The organism is Enterocloster sp. 210928-DFI.2.20 (assembly GCF_020554465.1).
GTDB classification, from domain to species: Bacteria; Bacillota; Clostridia; order Lachnospirales; family Lachnospiraceae; genus Enterocloster; species Enterocloster bolteae.
In genome coordinates this window covers 61,212-79,430 of sequence record NZ_JAJCHK010000024.1, presented here as the reverse complement: position 1 = coordinate 79,430, position 18,219 = coordinate 61,212, and the positions used below count along the sequence as shown (strand labels likewise).

14 protein-coding genes are annotated in these 18,219 nt (G+C 52.0%); 10 read left to right on the top strand and 4 right to left on the bottom strand.

What is annotated here, in order from left to right:
* The first annotated feature begins 91 nt into the window (after positions 1-91).
* The 7 genes from LI015_RS19480 to LI015_RS19450 all read left to right on the top strand — a co-directional run bounded on the left by LI015_RS19480 (position 92) and on the right by LI015_RS19450 (position 8,979).
* Positions 92-1,066: a leucine-rich repeat protein gene (locus LI015_RS19480; RefSeq protein WP_227126098.1), complete on the top strand. Its 975-nt coding sequence runs from the start codon at positions 92-94 to the stop codon at positions 1,064-1,066.
* A 72-nt stretch (positions 1,067-1,138) separates the two neighbouring features.
* Positions 1,139-2,533, top strand: coding sequence for an aminopeptidase (locus tag LI015_RS19475; RefSeq protein ID WP_002566744.1), 1,395 nt, complete (start codon positions 1,139-1,141; stop codon positions 2,531-2,533).
* A 166-nt stretch (positions 2,534-2,699) separates the two neighbouring features.
* On the top strand, positions 2,700-3,827 hold the full coding sequence (gene tig / locus LI015_RS19470; RefSeq protein ID WP_227126096.1) for a trigger factor: 1,128 nt from the start codon (positions 2,700-2,702) through the stop codon (positions 3,825-3,827).
* A gap of 35 nt (positions 3,828-3,862) precedes the next feature.
* Positions 3,863-4,447: a xanthine phosphoribosyltransferase gene (locus LI015_RS19465; protein WP_002566742.1), complete on the top strand. Its 585-nt coding sequence runs from the start codon at positions 3,863-3,865 to the stop codon at positions 4,445-4,447.
* On the top strand, positions 4,425-5,234 hold the full coding sequence (locus tag LI015_RS19460; protein WP_227126094.1) for an HAD-IIB family hydrolase: 810 nt from the start codon (positions 4,425-4,427) through the stop codon (positions 5,232-5,234). Before LI015_RS19465 ends, LI015_RS19460 begins: the two co-directional genes overlap by 23 nt.
* A 34-nt stretch (positions 5,235-5,268) precedes the next feature.
* Entirely contained in the window at positions 5,269-6,834 is a 1,566-nt protein-coding gene (locus LI015_RS19455) for a metallophosphoesterase (RefSeq protein ID WP_227126093.1), read from the top strand.
* A 108-nt stretch (positions 6,835-6,942) separates the two neighbouring features.
* Positions 6,943-8,979, top strand: coding sequence for a M3 family metallopeptidase (locus tag LI015_RS19450; RefSeq protein WP_227126091.1), 2,037 nt, complete (start codon positions 6,943-6,945; stop codon positions 8,977-8,979).
* Between the two features lie 74 nt (positions 8,980-9,053).
* Here the strand turns inward: LI015_RS19450 and LI015_RS19445 are convergent, their stop codons facing one another.
* Positions 9,054-11,201 carry a M13 family metallopeptidase gene (locus tag LI015_RS19445; RefSeq protein WP_227126089.1) on the bottom strand — a complete coding sequence of 716 codons (2,148 nt, stop codon included), beginning with the start codon at positions 11,199-11,201 and terminating at the stop codon, positions 9,054-9,056.
* A gap of 454 nt (positions 11,202-11,655) precedes the next feature.
* On the opposite strand from LI015_RS19445, the gene LI015_RS19440 reads away from it, so the two are divergent.
* Both LI015_RS19440 and prfH read left to right on the top strand, forming a co-directional pair.
* Positions 11,656-12,729: an RNA ligase RtcB family protein gene (locus LI015_RS19440; protein WP_002572833.1), complete on the top strand. Its 1,074-nt coding sequence runs from the start codon at positions 11,656-11,658 to the stop codon at positions 12,727-12,729.
* A 10-nt stretch (positions 12,730-12,739) separates the two neighbouring features.
* Complete coding sequence (gene prfH, locus LI015_RS19435; RefSeq protein ID WP_002566736.1) at positions 12,740-13,336, top strand: peptide chain release factor H; 597 nt, start codon at positions 12,740-12,742, stop codon at positions 13,334-13,336.
* Positions 13,337-13,515: 179 nt separating this feature from the next.
* Here prfH and LI015_RS19430 read toward each other — a convergent pair whose 3' ends face one another.
* From LI015_RS19430 to LI015_RS19420, 3 genes are all read right to left on the bottom strand, one after another.
* The gene (locus LI015_RS19430; protein ID WP_002572830.1) at positions 13,516-14,727 is read right to left on the bottom strand and encodes a DUF3810 domain-containing protein; all 1,212 of its coding nucleotides are present in this window, start codon (positions 14,725-14,727) and stop codon (positions 13,516-13,518) included.
* A 56-nt stretch (positions 14,728-14,783) separates the two neighbouring features.
* Positions 14,784-15,851: a sporulation integral membrane protein YtvI gene (ytvI, locus tag LI015_RS19425; RefSeq protein WP_227126087.1), complete on the bottom strand. Its 1,068-nt coding sequence runs from the start codon at positions 15,849-15,851 to the stop codon at positions 14,784-14,786.
* Positions 15,852-16,029: 178 nt separating this feature from the next.
* Complete coding sequence (locus tag LI015_RS19420; protein WP_227126086.1) at positions 16,030-17,601, bottom strand: FeoB small GTPase domain-containing protein; 1,572 nt, start codon at positions 17,599-17,601, stop codon at positions 16,030-16,032.
* A 219-nt stretch (positions 17,602-17,820) separates the two neighbouring features.
* On the opposite strand from LI015_RS19420, the gene LI015_RS19415 reads away from it, so the two are divergent.
* Positions 17,821-18,216 (top strand): DUF6483 family protein, encoded by a 396-nt coding sequence (locus LI015_RS19415; RefSeq protein WP_227126084.1) that lies wholly within the window; start codon positions 17,821-17,823, stop codon positions 18,214-18,216.
* Positions 18,217-18,219: the final 3 nt, after the last annotated feature.

Genomic DNA, 18,219 nt, shown 5'->3' with positions numbered 1-18,219 from the left:
AAAGAGGCAGGCGGACCGGTATTTTTTTGAATATTTTTTCTGGAAGTAAAATAGTCTTGAAAAAATCCCCTAAACTGATTAAACTGATACCATGAGAATATTATATGAAAAAACGCTGGACGGGGTATGCCTCCAGCGTTGTTATGGTTTGGACAAAATTCTGGAGATACCGGGGACGGTTGATGGCATGCCTGTGACCGAGTTTGCAGGCTACCTTTTTTCGGATACAGTGCGCAGGCGGGAACCGCCGCCCTGTGAATATCTGGGGGAGCCGGAGCTTTGCGGCAGCCGGGTGGAGGAAATCATACTGCCTGATACAATCAGGAAGGTGGGAGCCTATGGTTTCTATAACTGCAGCGGCCTGAAGCGGCTCTCATGCAGCAGCGCCGTGGAGGACTGGGGAGCCGGGGTATTTACCGGCTGTACAGGTCTCAGGTGCCTGGATATCCGCGTTGCGGAGGGCAGGAAGTCCTGTTTTAAGGATATCCTGTCGGAGCTTCACCAGACCCTGTCCGTAAATTACAGGTCCGGTTCGGGGACGCTCCTGGCAAAGCTTATATTTCCGGAATTTTTTGAGGAGTCCGTGGAGAACACACCGGCCCGCATCATCATGAGGGAAATGCACGGCTGCGGCCATATGTACCGGTACTGTTTTGACGGAGGGGATTTCCGTTTTGATGAATATGACAGGCTGTTTCCACATGTAAAGGTCCAGGAAAAGCCGGAGCTGGCAGTGCGTCTGGCCCTGTACCGCCTGTACTGGCCCTGCGGTTTAAGGGAAAGTGCAGAGGATGAGTACTGGGATTATGTAAGGACTCATGCCGGTGAAGGCGCAAAGGGGCTGATAGAGCGGGGAGAGCGGGATATCCTGGGCTTTATGGTCCGGTCGGCCCGGCTGGGAGAGGATGAGATTAAGAAGATGATAGAAGCCGCTGCCGGGTCCGGTGATGCCCAATCCTCCGCGCTTTTGCTGGATGTGAAGCACAGACGCCTCAGCCCGGCAGGAAGAAACGGACAGGGGGAGGAAGCGAAGCGCTGCGGGCGGAAGCGGACATTTGAATTATAGATGGCGGAACCGTCATAACTTAAGTCAGTAAAGCATCAGATTATATAAATAAAATATACCAGGAGGAAAATAATGGCTAAGAAGACAAAAGGACAGGAATTACAGGAGCAGCTTACATGGGCGTTCCCTCATATTGGAAAGGATAAACCGGAGCAGGCGGAAAAGGCGTTTAAATACTGCGAGGGCTATAAGGAATTTCTGGATGTGGGAAAGACCGAGCGGGAGTGTGTGAAGGAAGCGGTAAAGATGCTTAAAAAGGCAGGCTATAAGCCCTTTGACTCAGGGGAATCCTATGAGCCGGGAGATAAGGTGTATTATGTGAACCGGGGCAAATCGCTGATTGCCACCACCTTTGGAAAGAAGCCCCTGGACCAGGGCCTGAGAATCAACGGAGCCCATATTGATTCCCCCAGGCTGGACTTAAAGCCCAATCCCCTGTACGAGAAGGAGGATATAGCATTTTTCAAAACCCATTATTACGGCGGAATCCGCAAATACCAGTGGGGGACCATTCCCCTGGCCATGCACGGCGTGGTGGTGAAGAAAAACGGAGAGACGGTGGAGGTTTCCATTGGAGAGGATGAGAAGGAGCCGGTATTCTGCGTGACAGACCTGCTTCCCCACCTGGCTGCCAGGCAGAACGAGCGTCCCTTAAAGGACGGGTTAAAGGGCGAGGAGCTGAATATTGTGGTTGGATCCCTCCCCTTCCAGGATGAGGAGGTAAAAGAGCCTGTAAAGCTGATGGCCTTAAGTCTTTTAAATGAAAAGTACGGAATTACGGAAAAAGACTTTTTCCGCGCTGAAATTGAAATGGTACCCGCTGTAAAGGCCAGGGACGTTGGCTTTGACACCAGCATGATAGGCGCTTACGGACAGGATGACAGGGTTTGCGCTTATACGGCTCTGACGGCTGAGATAGACGCAAAGAAGCCTGCCCACACAACCGTGACCATTCTGGCTGACAAAGAAGAGATCGGATCCACCGGCAACACGGGTCTGAATTCGGATTTTGTGCTTCATTACATAGAAGATTTGGCGGAACAGGCAGGTGTCAGCCCCAGGGAAGTATTGAGAAAATCCCTGTGCCTTTCTTCGGATGTGAATGCTGCGTTCGACCCCAACTTCCCGGATGTGTACGAGGGACGCAACACAAGCTATATCAACAAAGGCTGTGTGCTGACAAAGTATACGGGAGCCAGGGGAAAGTCCGGCTCCAACGACGCCAGCGCCGAGACCATGGCAAAGGTCATTGCCATTATGGAGGAGGAAGGCGTGTATTGGCAGGCCGGTGAGCTGGGAGCCGTGGATGTGGGCGGCGGCGGTACCATTGCCCAGTTTGTGGCGCACATGGATGTGGATACTGTGGATTTGGGCGTGCCCATCCTGTCCATGCATTCTCCTTTTGAGCTGGCTTCCAAGCTGGATGTCTATCATACGTATAAGGCGTTTAAGGCATTCTACAAATAGTCTGCGGACCGTTGCTTAAATTTTCATGAAATTGGTGGAAAGTCTTTTTTTTCACGGACAGGTATGATATAACTATGTACAGCGCACGCTATTTGGGGATGAATGGAAAAATAAGGATAATTCAAGGTCCTGCGTGTGAAATCAGGATAGAAAAGGGATATGTAAAATGAAAAAATTAGCACTCATATGTTTATGCGGACTGGCTGCAGCTTCCATCATGACAGGCTGCGGGGCCAGCCAGACGGAAGGAAAGGAGAATCTGGGCACGGTAGAGCTGTCAGAGTATAAGGGCGTAAAGGTAAATGTACCGGCTGTCATGGTAACAGATGCCGAGGTGGAGTCAAAAATCAACCAGGTACTCAGCCAGAATCCTAAAATTGAGGAAGTGGACAGGCCTGCCGCAGAAGGCGATATTGTCAACATTGATTATGTAGGAAAACAGGACGGTGTGGAATTTGCAGGCGGCACCGGCGAAGGACAGGACCTGACCCTGGGATCCGGCAGGATGATCGATGGATTTGAGGACGGACTGATTGGCACAAAGAAGGGCGATAAGAAGGAACTGAACCTGACGTTCCCTGAGGACTACAGCGAGAAAGCCCTGGCAGGACAGGACGTTGTATTTGAGGTGACTGTGAATGCTGTAAAGGAAAAGCAGTCTGCTGTACTGGATGACGCGTTTGTACAGAGTGTTTCTGATTTTAAGACAGTGGATGAGTACAGGGCCAGTGTTAAGGAAGACCTTTTAAAGCAGAAGCAGCAGTCTGCCGACCTTCAGATCCAGCAGTATGTACTTAAGAATGTGGTTGAGAACTCCAAGTTCAAGCTGAACAAGAACACCCTTTCCAGACGTTATAATGACCGCATCAAGCAGTATGAAGAGCAGGCTAAGATGTACGGCACCAACCTGTCCGGCATGGCTAAGGCCAATGGCATGGATGTGCCCGGATTACAGGAAGCTGTTTACGCGTCAGTGAAGGATGATGTGAAGAACCAGCTGGTTATCCTTAAGGTTGCCGAGCTGGAGGGCATAACCCTGGAGGATGCTGACCGCCAGGCATTTGCGGAGATGAACGGCCAGACTCTTGAGGCCGCAGTGGAATATTTCGGCCAGGAGACCCTGGATGAAATGGCCCTGAACCAGAAGGTTATGAAGTTCATGGCGGACAACGCAGTCAACGAGGCCCAGGACGCAGCTGCTCCGGCTGAGGAGACAACAGCAGGGGAAACTGCCGCCGCAGAGGAAACAACAGAAGCAGAGACAACAGCCGCAGAGACCACAGCCGCACAGTAAAGAAGGATTGCCAAAAGAAGAAGGAGGACTCGTACATGCAGATTTTAAAGGACAGGATACGCAAGGACGGCAAGATAAAAGCCGGAAACGTTCTGAAGGTGGACAGCTTCTTGAACCATCAGATGGACATTAAGCTTTTTGGAGAGATTGGAAAAGAATTTAAGCGCAGGTTTGCCGATGTGGAGGTCACCAAGATTCTTACCATTGAGGCCTCCGGAATCGGAATTGCATGTATTGTGGCCCAGTATTTTGATGTGCCGGTTGTATTTGCCAAAAAGACACAGACCAAGAATATTGCAGGCGAGGTTTATACCACCAAGGTGGAGTCCTACACCCATGGCAGGGTTTATGATATCATCGTGTCAAGAGAGTTTCTGGGAGCCGGCGACAAGGTGCTGCTCATTGATGACTTCCTGGCCAATGGAAAGGCTCTGGAGGGCCTGGCTGCCCTGGTACGGGATTCCGGCGCTGAACTGGTAGGCGCGGGCATTGTCATCGAGAAGGGATTTCAGGTAGGCGGAGACCTGCTGCGTTCAGAGGGAATCAGACTGGAGTCACTGGCAATCGTGGAGAGCATGGACGAGGAAGCACAGACCATTGTGTTCAGAGATGATGAATAATAGAACGAAAGCTTTATTTTATGATATTGACGGAACCCTCCTGTCTGAAAAGACGGGCCGGGTTCCTGAAAGTGCGGTACAGGCACTGAAGGAGGCGCGCGCAAAAGGACATCTGGTGTTCATCAATACGGGCCGCGTATATGCCCATCTGGGCGAAATTAAGAAGCTGGTGGAAGCAGACGGATATCTGTGCGGCTGCGGGACCTATATCCTTGCAGAGGGCAGGGTCATGTACAGCTACCACATTCCTCATGAGAGAGGGCTGGAAATCAAGGGCCATATTGATGCGTGCGGACTGGACGGAGCCCTTGAGGCGTCGGACGGAATCCACATCCACAGGTCACAGTCATCTATTCCAAGGGTGGAGCAGATGAAGGCGTCGCTCAGACGTTCGGACTGTGTGTCTGAATATGACTGGGAGGACGACTGCTATGACTATGATAAGTTTTATCTTATCTCGGGTGAAAACAGCAGGCCCAAGGAGCTTTTCGGACGGCTCAGGGACATGGAAATCATAGACCGCGGAAACGGGGAATATGAATGTGTGCCCAGAGGACATTCCAAGGCAACGGCCATTGATTTGGTATTGAAGCATTACGGCATCTCTCTGGATGATGCCTATGTGTTCGGCGACAGCGGCAATGACCTTGCCATGTTCCGCTACGCAAGCAACTGTATCCTGATGGGAAAGCATGACGAAGTTCTGGAGCCCTACGCCACGTTTGAGACAAAGGATGTGGAGGAGGACGGAATCGCGTATGCCATGAAGGAACTGGGCATAATATAACACAGCGATAGTTAATACAGAAAGAGCAGACTGCATGAAGAGAAAGACCTGGATGATAAGTGCCCTGATGTATGCCATGGTATTTATGGCATGCTTCGGGGTACTGCACGTTTTAAAGACTTTAATGGAGCCTTCAGGGCCTGTATCGGTTGAGAGCAGGGAAAGCGGGGGGCCTGAGGGCACCCGGGAAGCAAAGACAGGGGAGGAATGGGAGGAACCGGCCGGGCCGGCATTGGCTACGGATTCCCAGGCACAGGAACCCCAGGATGAAGTAATCAGGCAGGAGGGCTATAAGGAGTGGAAGAAGAAATTTCCCGGTATGTGGACTCCTCCGCAAGCCCCTGAGGAACCCTACATACCGCCCAGGCTGATCCTGGCAACAGACCTTCACTATCAAAGCGCTTTAGCCGGAGACGGCGGGGAAGCTTTCCGGCTGTTTGTGGAACGGAGTGACGGAAAGGTGATCCAGTATCTGCCTGAGCTTTTGGAAGCATTTCTGGACGAGGTCATAGAGGAACGGCCCTCTGCCCTGGTTCTCAGCGGCGATATTACTATGAACGGGGAGCGGCTGAACCATGAGGAGCTGGCGGCAAGGCTTAAAAGGGTCCAGGACGCAGGCATACAGGTCCTGGTGATACCGGGAAACCATGATATTAATAACCATGACGCTTCGGTGTACTACGGCGCCCGGAAAGAGCCGGCTCCCTATATTGACGGACCTGAATTCCATGAGATTTACCATGAATACGGTTATGACCAGGCACTGAGCCGGGACGACAGCTCACTGAGCTATGTCTACGCCCTGGATGACAGAAACTGGCTTCTGATGCTGGACTCCTGCCAATATGAGCCGGATAACAAGGTGGAGGGAAGACTGAAAGACAGCACCATGACCTGGGCCGATGAACAGCTGGCCAGGGCAAAGGAGGAGGGAGTGTTTGTGATACCCATTGCCCACCATAATCTGCTGGCCCAGAGCAGGATGTATACCACCCAGTGCGCCATGGACAACAACAAAGAGGTGATTTCCCTTCTTCAGAAATATGAGCTCCCGCTTTTTTTCAGCGGACACCTGCATGTGCAGCGTATCCGCAAGCATAAGAGCGAGCCCGGAGTTCCGGAAGGAAATTACGGCATACAGGAAATCGTGACAGATGCCCTCAGCATACCGCCCTGCCAGTATGGAGAGGTGTTATGGGAGGAGGACGGAAGTATTTCCTATGCCACCAGGGCTGTGGATGTATCTGCCTGGGCACAGAAAAACGGAAGCACCAATCCGGACCTGCTGGATTTTGAAGACTGGTCCTACCGGTACATACAAAAGCTGATCAGCGATCAGATACGGGGCGTTGTGAAGAACCTGGGGGCAGACGTGGAACATTCCATGGCAGCAACCTATGCAGGGGTATACATTGATTACTATGCAGGACGGGAAATTGACGTCAAAGGTATAAAGAGCACCAAGGGATACCGGTTCTGGGAGAGAAACATGCCGGATAGCTATCTGATCCGGGAGCTGGACGCCATGATTGCTGATTCGGACAGGGATAATAACTATTTCCTGCTTCCGGAGGAGGAAGGATGGATAACCGGAGATTAGGCAGGCAGCATGGACCATGGACCGGAGATGAGACATTAAATCAACTGGCGGTAAAACGTCCGGGATGTTACAATAGGCATATACCATAATATGTAAGGAGGGCCTGCTGTGAAAAACGAAATGTGGAAAAGGAGTCTAAGGCGCGGGGCAGCACTGGTCCTGGCATTGGTGATGTCACTGACGATCACCTCCTGCAGCGCGTCTCAGGGAAGCCTGACTGCCCGGGAAAGGGCCCGGGAACCGGAATATGTCAGCAAAGCCGGCGGAAAGGTCCATGAAGCCGTTCCCTATTCTCGGAGGCCATACGAGCACTATGACCCGGCTGCCATGGAACAGGCCATGGCTGATTTTGAACAGGCCTGTGCTTCGCAAGGCCGGGAAGAGGAAGTGCTGAGGCTATACGATGCCATTGTGGATGAGTATGACCGTCTGGCTACCCTGACTTATATGGCCCAGCTGAACTATGACAGGGACGTGTCGGATGAGCAGGCTGCCGCAGAACAGGCATATACCACGGACATCTACTCCGAGATGGGGGATAAGGCCGCAGCCTGCCTTAAGAAGGGGATGAACTCATCCTATAAAGAACTCCTGACAGATAAGATGGGGATTGAATATGCGCCTTACATCGAATATTACAGGGAAAATTCCGGGGAACTGACCGAACTGAACCGGAGGGAGCAGGAGCTTCTCAGGGAGTATGACAAACTGGCTTCCGGCGATTTTACGGTGGAGCTGGAGGGCGGACAGTGGAGCTACAGCCGGCTGGAACGGGAACCGGACCTTGACGACGGGCAGTACGCTGAGATTGAGGATGCACTTGTCAGGGAAAAGAACCGGGTTCTGGGCAGCAAGTTCCGGGAACTGGTCCAGGTGCGCCGCCGGACAGCAGAGCTTAAAGGCTATGACAACTATGCCCGTTATTCCTTTGAGGCTGTTTACGGAAGGGACTATACCCTTCAGGACGCAGAGGGGCTTTGCTCGGATGTAAAGACCCGTATTGTTCCCCTTAATAATGACATCTGGTATATGGATGTGGCCCAGGAATCCTATGACTCCCTGGACCTTATGGAAGAGAGTTCCGCCCAGGACATACTGGCCGGTGTTGGAAGGGCTGTCGGATCGGTGAATCCTGAGCTGGGTGAGATTTTCCGGTATATGCAGGACAACGAGCTGTATGATATCCAGTCCGGGGAAGACGGACAGGACAGGATGGATAATAATTATACCGTAGGGCTTCCAAGCTATGGCGACGCATTTATTTTCATCAACAGAAACCATACATTTACGGATTACCAGTCCCTGATTCATGAATTCGGGCATTTCAGCTCCTATTATTATAATTCGGTGCCTGAACTGTTCCAGGGTTACAGTGTGGATGTGTGCGAGGTCCAGTCACAGGGGTTGGAGATGCTGGCCAACCAGTATGCGGGGGATATGTTTGGCGAAGGGGCAGAGGCCTTTGAGTTTGAGACTGTTACGGATATGCTGTATGTGATCATTATGTCCTGCATGCTGCAGGAATTTGAGGAAGCTGTTTACATGGATCCGGACATGAGTCTGGAGGACATGAACCGCACATTCAAAGAGATACAGGATTCCTATCATGGATGGTATTTTGATGTCTACGACGAGGGCGTGTGCTATGACTGGGTGGATGTGTCGCATCTGTTTTACAGCCCCCTGTACTATATGGGATATGGAACCTCGGCTCTGTCGGCCCTTGATCTCTGGACCATGTCCAGGAGGGACTGGGACGGCGCTGTGGATACGTATATGGGACTTTTGAATGAAGGTCTGGATGCGCCCTACCGCGACACCATGTACCGCTGCGGGCTGAGGGATGTGTTTGACAGCGGGGAGCTGGAAGCCCTGGCAGGGGATGTGCGCAGGATCCAGGGACTGGATCAGGATGGTGAGGGAGCTGAGGACCCGTCACAGGAGAACCCATCACAGGATATCCCGTCACAGGAGGACCCGGACCAGGCAGGAACGAACTCTGAGGGAAGCTCTGGCAGCGGATTAAGGGCTGCGGGCTTTCTGGTGCTGGCAGGCATCTGCGTCATCCTTGTATTTCAGGTTATGATTTTATGTACCGGGTTTGTAATTATCTGGCTGCTTGTCAGGAAAAAGAGAGAAGAGTAATCATGGCAATACAGATACAGAGTCCGGGAGGCAGATGCTTCCCGGACTCTGACATTTTATATATATAGATATTTCTACCAGATATGGGGTCTGTCCTCCGGCCTGCGGTACATCCCGTCGCCTTCCCTGACCCCAAAGGCAGTATAAAAGTCATCGGTGGCAGACAGTACGGCATTTACCCTGGTGATGCCAGGGGAATGTGTGTCATTGGTCATGATGTAGGAAAGGTATTCATCCCTGTATTTTGTGGCCCATATGACACCATAGGCATGGTACAGCTCCTTCAGGTCATATCCCTTTTCCTTGGCTATTTCTGTTATGCAGGAAACACCTCCCAGGTCAGCGATATTCTCCGTAACGCTCAGCGTACCGTTTACCTGGATGCCGTTTACTTCCATGGTATCATAGTAGTCAATGACCTTTTGGGCCAATTCCCTGAAATGCTGTTTATCCTGGGCAGTCCACCAATCCCTCAGGTTTCCCTTTTCATCATACTGGGATCCGCTTGTGTCAAACGCATGGGTGATTTCGTGGCCGATAACAGCTCCGATGCCACCCAGGTTGGCCACAGGCTCAGCCTGCGGGTCATAAAACGGGGCCTGAAGGATTCCGGCCGGAAACACGATCTCGTTGTTTCCGGGGTTATAATAGGCATTGACTGTCTGGGGCGTCATGCTCCATTCATTCCGGTCCACCGGGGCGTGTCTGGTCTTAAAGGAGTAATCCTGGGATGCCTTAAGGATTTCCATGATATTGTCGATGTAGACACCGCCCTGGTCCGGGGATTTCAGTACCAGGTTCAATTTGTCCTGGGGCCATTCATCGGGATAACCAACCTTGACAGTAATGGCTTTCAGCTTTTTCCTTGCCTCCTGACGGGTGGATTCTGTCATCCATTCCATATGGGCAAGGCGGTTGTCGTATACATCTATGATTTGCCGGATGATGGAAGCCACATCCTGTTTGGCGTCCTCGTTAAAATAGGTTTCACAGAATACACGGCCGCACTGGAAACCAAGTTTTTCCTGGACTGTTTCAGATACGGTCCGCTCAAAATCCTTTTTCTTTTCTATACCTCCTGCTGCTGTCTGATACTCCTGGGCAGCGTCCAGGGAAGCGGTGTCTGTCATCATGGACAGATCTGAATAGAGACATGTCTTGACATATTCTTTCAGGAGGGGAAGGTTTTCTTCCTTCAGATAGCTTCCAAGCTTCCTGCAGGCATCCGGCTGGGAGACAACTGTCTTTTCACCTTCCTGTATGCCGAAAATGCTGTTTAGAAGGCGGAAGGGCAGAGCCGAGGAATAGAGGTTTGCCGCCTCGCCGGCCGTGCAGACATTGTATGTTTTTTCCGGGTCATAGACCTCCTCTATCTTAAGGGTGGAGGACGCCAGATCTTTCATCATATCAGTTACCCGGGCAACGGTCACCCCTGCTTCCTCCGGGCTCAGGCCGTTATTTTCGTGAAGCTTTGTGAGGTATTTTTTGTATTCCTCCACCCGCTTCTGGTTGGATGCATCTTCGGAGAACCAGACTTCCCTCCTGAGACCGGAATCCGGCTGTGAGAGATAGAGGACTTTAACGGAGGAATCCCCGCTGTCCCCTTCATAATACCAGCCCATAAGGCTGAACAGTCCGGTATCCCTCTGGAACTGGAGGCATGCCTTTAAAAGCTCAGAGACAGAACCTGCTGAATCTACTTCCTTTAAAAATGCTCCGGCTGTGCGGCCGTATCCTTCCCTGTCCCTGGTCTCCCGGTCCAGGCCGGTCAGATTCAGGGCGCGTATGTTATACAGGTCGCTTCCCGCTTCCTGCCCTGCCTGTCCTGCTTCAGATGAAGCCTGGCGAATCAGGTCATTTACCTTGGAATAGTTGTCCTCCCGCGCCTTCCTGAACCAGCTCATATCGGCCTGTTCAGCCGGAATTTCCCAGCCATTAAGTGTGTCATGGTTTACCGCATCATAAAAATCATCCACATAGGCTGCCGGGCCTTGGACGGTTTGGCCTCCATGGGGCCGCTCCGGGCTTTCAGGCTGGTTAACTGCAGGTCCGGCCGTGATTTCAGCCTGGCTTTCCGGTTCTGTTTCTGTCCGACCTGTACCGGAGCATCCGGTGGCAGTAATGGCGGCTGCCAGTACCGCGGCTGTCAGGGCCAGGGCTTTCCGTGGTGAGACTGCCCGTGCTGCGGTGATTTGCTCCGCCGGGCTTTTACTTTTTTTCATTCTTCTTTATTCCTCCTTGATTGCTTGATTACAGAGCGTATTTGAAAACTGCTTAAGTCCTGCCCTGTATAAATTACAGCGGGCAGAGTACCCTGCATCTGTCACAATCATTAATATACCCTGGTATATGCAATGATATAAAAGTTCCGTGTTGATGAAAGCATGATGGAATTCCGGGATAATTACGGGATTGACATTTTGCCGGGTTACGATTATAGTATAATACAGAATACGAAGGAAGCAAATCCTTCATGAGCAAAGGAGTGGTTGTTATGTTGGCAGGTCGTAATGATAAAGCAGAGGTGAAAACAGTATAACGAAACAGTAGGACAGGAAGCGGCATACTATGTTTTTTTGATGCGCACGGCTTGTTGTCGTGTTTTTTTGTACCCTTTTTTGGGGGAAAATGACAGAAGTATGGGCTGAGCTGTCGGCTTATGAAGGAGAATTTGATTTGGAGAAAGAAAATTGCATATTAATCAGCAGCGGTAAGAATTGGATGGAACAGGCGGCAAAGGACCAGCTTTTGGCAGTGAGCAGGCTTCCTGGCGTTGTGAAGGCAGTGGGGCTTCCGGACCTGCATCCCGGGCGGATTCCTGTGGGAACCGCTGTCCTCAGCAGGGGAGTATTATATCCCCATTTACTTGGAAATGATATCGGCTGCGGTATGAGCCTCTTTGACACAGGGGTAAAGAAAAAGAAGTTTAAACAGGAGAAATGGGTATCAAGGCTGGAGGCCGTCCGGGAGCTGGAGGATATACCGTTTTCCAACCCATATGAGGAGGAGTGCCCGATACGGGACTTGGGAACCCTGGGAGGAGGGAACCATTTTGCGGAGTTCCAATGTGTGGAGCGGATTTATGACCAGGAGGCAGCCGGGAGCCTGGGGCTTTGTGCGGACCGTATTCTGCTTTTGGTCCACTGCGGATCCAGGGGATACGGCCAGGAGATCCTGTCACGGTTTTGGGTGCCGGAGGGGCTTGCGGATGGTTCTGAACAGGCAGAGGCATATATGGCTGAGCATGACAGAGCTTTAAGGTGGGCAGTGAGAAACCGGAGAGCAGCGGCGCAGAAGCTGCTTGCGTGGCTGGGAGGCGCCTCTGAGCCGGAGCTTCTCATGGACAGCTGCCATAATTATCTGGAACGGACAAAGGACGGCCTTCTGCACAGAAAGGGCAGCGTATCAGCCTCTAAGGGAGCAGTGGTGATTCCGGGGTCAAGGGGAAGCCTGACCTATGTGTGCATCCCAAGGGAGGATACGGCGGTGTCACTTAATTCTCTCTCTCATGGCGCGGGAAGAAAATGGGCCAGGAGTATCTGCAAAAGCCGCATAGACCAAAAATATGACCGGGATTCTATCCGGTGCACAGGCCTTAAGAGCCGTGTGGTCTGCCACGATACCAACCTGCTGTTCGCAGAGGCGCCGGAGGCATATAAAAATGTGGAGCAGGTCATGGGGGTATTGCAGGAGTACGGACTGATTGACATAGCAGCCACCCTGCGTCCTCTGATCACGTTTAAAGGATAGGAGGGAGCCTATGAGAGTACAGATTAGTTCCGGTCAGGGACCGGCAGAATGCGAGCTGGCAGTGGCTATGCTCTATGAGGAACTGAGAAAGGAAGCCGGGGATGTGCGCCTGGTAGGCTGTACCCCCGGAAAGAAGCCTGGATGCATGTCATCTGTGGTGTTTGAGACGGACCGGGATTTACGGGAGCTGGAGGGCAGTGTGCAGTGGATTTGCAAAAGTCCCTACCGTCCCGGCCACAGGAGGAAGAACTGGTATGTGGATGTCAGCATACTGGACCAGGTCCCAAGGATATCAGAGGAAAGAATGGTGCGTTTTGAAACCTTCCGCAGCGGAGGAAAGGGAGGACAGCATGTGAATAAGGTGGAGACCGGTGTACGGGCCATCCATATTCCCACGGGTACAGCCGTGGTGTCAACCCAGGCCAGGAGCCAGCATATGAATAAGCAGATTGCCATGGACCGGCTGTGCAGCATACTGGCAGAAATGAATGCCAGAAATCAGCAAAAGGAAAAAAGCCTTGCGTGGATGGAACACGCAAGGCTGGAGCGGGGAAATCCGGTCCGTATTTATGAAGGTATGAAGTTTGAACGGAGCCGGAAACATTAATTCTCCGGAATTCCCCCGGTGAGTATACCCATTTCGTCCCGGATTTGTACCAGCCCGGCCAGCGCTTCCCCGGATAGATACGGGACATCACGGCCGGTGATATGGGCCAGAATAAGGGTGCGAAACAGGATGCCCGCCTGGTGTTCCAGGGCTTCCATGCGGTAAAGGGAGGATTTAACCTAATCCTCCCTTAATTGGTCCTTATAATATGCCAGCATCAAATCCACCATCCGTCCATAGCTTCTGACGCCGTCCTCCTGGCTGTGGGCTTTGAGATATCTGTCATTCATCTGGGTGGAGGCTTCTGCCACAGGTCCTTCAAAGCGTTCCCAGAACTGGTTGTTCCAGGCCAGGTCCTGAGCGGCCTGAGGGGACAGCTTTGTATAAAGGTCATAATAACTTTCGGGGTCCACCCTGGCCAGGGCATTGCCGGCGTAGACCCAGCCGGTCAGATAGCCGCTGTAGCGAAAGTCCGGGGAGTCGGAGCCGATACATGCCAGGTATCCGATGAAGTTGGCTTCATCTTCCCGCATAAATCCCTTCAGATGAGACAATTCATGGCAGATGGTATGGGGGATGTTATAGTAAGGCATTTCCCTGTTGTAGTTTGCCTCTATGGTGAAAGGGGAATAAATGCCGCAGAGCTGCTGCACGGACAGCAGTCTGGAGTTGATAAGAGGCTTTGGATAGGGATAATAACCCTCCAGCTGGGGGTAGGACTGGCCCAGCCGGACCATGGCTGCCCTGCCGTCCCTTCCAAGCTTTGAAAGCTCCCGGGCTGATGGCGCGGGGGTTGCCTCGGTCTGTCCCGGGTAGAGGCCGTCCAGGATTTCGCCGGAGTGGTCTATTTCTGTCAGAGAGCTGTTGATTTGGTTTGTAAGATAACGGCACAGCGCCAGCAGCTCCTCGGTGGAGGTTTTTTCTGCGGCAATGCCTGCCTCATAGGAAAAGGGGTTCCGGTAATAGTTGATGCCGCAGTTTATGGTGAACACGAATAACAGGACACAGCAAAGAAAAAAGGCACGGGAGAACACCACAACAGGCTGCCTGATATGCAGAATCATGTAGCATATGCAGAACAGGCAGAGGGAATACAGCCCGATTTCGGAAAGGGAAAATGGAAACAGGCTGCACAACCGTCCCAATGTACCGGCCAGGAGCGGGTACACGGTGACGGAGTAAAACTGGGCGAACCCGGGCACTGTCCGGGCACAGAGTCCCAGCAGGCCGGAGACAGCGGCCAGAACCAGGCCGGCTGCAAAAAATCTAAAAGAACGGACTTTCTTTTCTGTCCTTTCAGGCGCCTTGTTCTGGGGGGCGGTGGATTTTAATGCGGCTTTAGAGGAAAATGCCGGCGCAATCTTGGCTGTAACGTTATGGAAGAACTTCATATACAACACCTGCCTTTGGGGTATGGTTGTGTTCTTGCCTGGTGGGATGCTGCAGGTTAAACCTGGTTCTGGGCGGGGAGGTTATTTCCGCTGTGCAGTTCGGCCAGTACGGTGGCGGCTATGGGGAACAGGAATATACCGGTCAGGCCAAGAAGCTTGCCGCCTGCAAAGATGCACAGGAGGGTGGCTATGGGGGACAGGCCCATCTGATGGCCGATGATTTTGGGCTCCAGGGTCTGGCGGACCACTGCTATGAGCAGATACAGGCACACAAGACCCATGGCCAGGCTTCCGGAGCCGGTCGTCCAGGCTATGAATGCCCAGGGAAGAAGCACGGTGCCTGTGCCAAGGACCGGCAGAATATCCACCAGCGAGGTGATGCAGGCAAGTGTGAATCCGGCCGGAATGCCCAGCACCAGGAAACCGATATAAAGTTCCGTAAATGTCAGGAGCATCAGGAGCGCATAAGCCCGCAGAAGCCGGCAGGCGACTTTACGGATTTGGAGAAGTACCTGTAAGAGCATTTGCCGTCTGTCCTCAGGAATCTGATACAGCAGGAAATCCAGCGTCTCCCTGTAATTGCCTGTCAGGAAAAAGGATGCGATCACAGCGATGACAAAATCAAGGACCAGGGCAGGAATACCGCTTATGGCAGAAGCGCCCCACCCAAGCAGTCCGGAGGAGATGCCCACAGAAGCATTTTCCATGAAACGCTCCAGGCTTTGTCCAAGGGCTGATATGTGGATGCTGTGTCCGGGGAAACTGTTTTCCAACAGGGAGAAGAAATGGGACAGACCTGGTTCGATGGTCTGGCTGTAGATGCCCGGCAGCTTTTTTGCCTGTTCCTGGATGGATGACAGGATTTGGCTGCCAGACACGCACATGATTGTCAGAATGGAACCATAAAAGACCAGCAGCACAACTGCGGCGGCCGCGCCCTTTCCGCCCTTCATGTGTCTGTCCAGTAGAGACACTGCCGGTTCCAGCATGGCTGCAATAGCCATGGCGGCCATGAAGGGAATCAGTATGGGAAGGAGTTTCTTTAACCCTATATAGCAGAGCACACCTATGATTCCAAAGTAAATAAAGCTGATGATGAATGTCCTGCGTTTTTGAATGTCCATATATGTATCCTGTTGTTTGCTTAGTTCCATTATAGGCTCAGGAGACACGGCAGTCAAGAAAGAATCCCCAGAAAATGGGGGACATGCGCTGGAAGATATTTCTAGGGCAGGGCCATATTCCGGGGAATGATTTTATGAGAGGGAAAGGGATTGCTGCATTATGATGGGAGCGCAGGTGTCAGCCGGATATTCTGCCTGTCAAAGCTATGAGAAAGCACAGGGTGATACCGAGAATGAATACCAGCAGCCGCCCCCAAAAAAAGTACGGAGTATGGCCGGGTCTTCTGCGCATCTTCAGACAGACAGTGATGCTTGGAAAGCGGGTCAGAGCCATGAGACAGGTGCACAGGGCAGTGCGCCAGGTCCACCCGTGATTTGCCAGCACCTGTCCGAGGATGAAGGGGGATGAAGGGGAAGGGATTCCTCCTGTTTTCAGATATATCATCATCATGGAGGGAAGCGCCATTCCATGGGAAAAAATACCCAGGATAAAAGCAGCCAGTATGGTGCCGTCCAGTCCAAGGAGACGGGCCGGATGCTCAAGAAAATGTGTGATGGCAGCTAACAGGTTCCCTCCGGCTATATCCGAAAACAGTAGGGCGCCGTAACCTGTTTCCGGTCCGGCATATACCATGCTGCCAAGAAACCATATGAGAATGCCGGACGGGACAGCTGCAGCCGCTGCCTTGTCAAGGACCGGAATGGTGTGATCTGCGGTACTTGAGAAAAGGGTGGAAAAGATACCGTATGACTTGTAATGGCTGGCGGTATTACAAGGTTTTTCAATAAAAAACTCTGTCAGCAGGTCTGACAGATATACGGCCCAGGGAAAGCAGCTGCATCTTCCCAGCAAACCCAACAGGGGAAACAGCAGAAAAAGCATTGGGAGCATTACCAGTATGGTGCATGACACGGCGCGAAATGCACCATGAACCATGGGGGCAGCCAGCCAGGCAGGTATTCCAAACCATTCTGCCCAGGCCCACAGGACGGTTTCAGTTTCAAAAAATAACGGCCAGAGACAGTCTGTAAGCTGGATGGACAGACAGGCGGTAAGTCCAATTAAGAGCAATAGCAGCAGCGCTTCACATATTCTTCGGATCCATCCTGCTTCCGGGCTTATATTCCGCTTTTTTCCCTGAGACGGGCTTATTTCAGGCATCATGCACTCATGAGCCAGGCGGCAGGGAGAAAAGTCCAGACAGTCGTAGAGAAAATCGTGCCTGTGATGGGGCTGGAGAGCATAGTGGAGGGCTGCTTTTAAGTCGTCCATCTGTTCCCTGCCGTATCCGTGGAGGGGGACGACCGGAATCTGGAGTACATCGTGGAGAAGTGAAAAATCAATGCGGATGCCCTGCCGTCTGGCTTCTTCACAGCGGCTGACACACAGGACAACGGGAATGGAGGAGTCCCTGACCGGTCCAAGACTCAGGATTTCTTTTAAAAGTCCCAGAAGGATTTCCAGATGAAGCGCGTGGCCTATCACCAGAATGGCGTCCGGGTGTCCGGAGCAGAGATAGGATGCCGTGCAGCTGGCTTCCTCTGACGGGGAGCTGAGGGACAGGACCCCGGGAAGGTTCACTGCCTTATAGCGGCGGCTGTCATATGAAAAATCACCATGGGGGCAGGACATGTCCCGTATACAGGAAGGCATAGCAGGGCCCTTTTGGGCGGTGAGCTTTTTAAACAAGACCTCCTTGCCGGTCTGTTCATTACCGGTAAAAGCGATGATAAAATGTGGGTGTTCCATCCAGTCACTCCTGAAATGTAAAATCTGCCTATAGTCGGGCAGATTGAGTCTTAGGATAGCGTATGTGCCGCAAAACCTTTGGTGCATGGCAGTCAGGTCCCTATCTGCCATTGGTTCATCATTGTGGCCACAGACTGCTTGACGGAGGAAAGGTTATCAACTATACTAAGTTTAAATGTGCAAAAAACAGAATCCACTAAATTCAGGAGATGAAATGACATGGGATATCAGGACGATTATGTTATGAGAACAATCAGCGATCTGGTGAGGGCGATTGCCAGGCTGGTTCTTGGAAAGAGCGATATTGATTATGACCTTCCCGAGGATGAGGACAAGTATACGGACCTTGACCGGATATATAAGCGGCTTAAGGATCTGGTGGATGAGGGAAACATCAATGACGCGGAGAACCTTCTTACCGACGAGCTGGACACGGACAGCCTGGACTGTCTGGAGATGGCCCTCACTTTTTATATGTACCTCAACCAGCTGAAGGATGAGGAACTCTACACCGCCAATTACTCACGGGAGGAAATCGTGGATGGAATCAACAGCGTGTGTGCAGAATATGGTATATCGGGGTTTGAACATTTTGTAGATACAACCATGGTATAATGT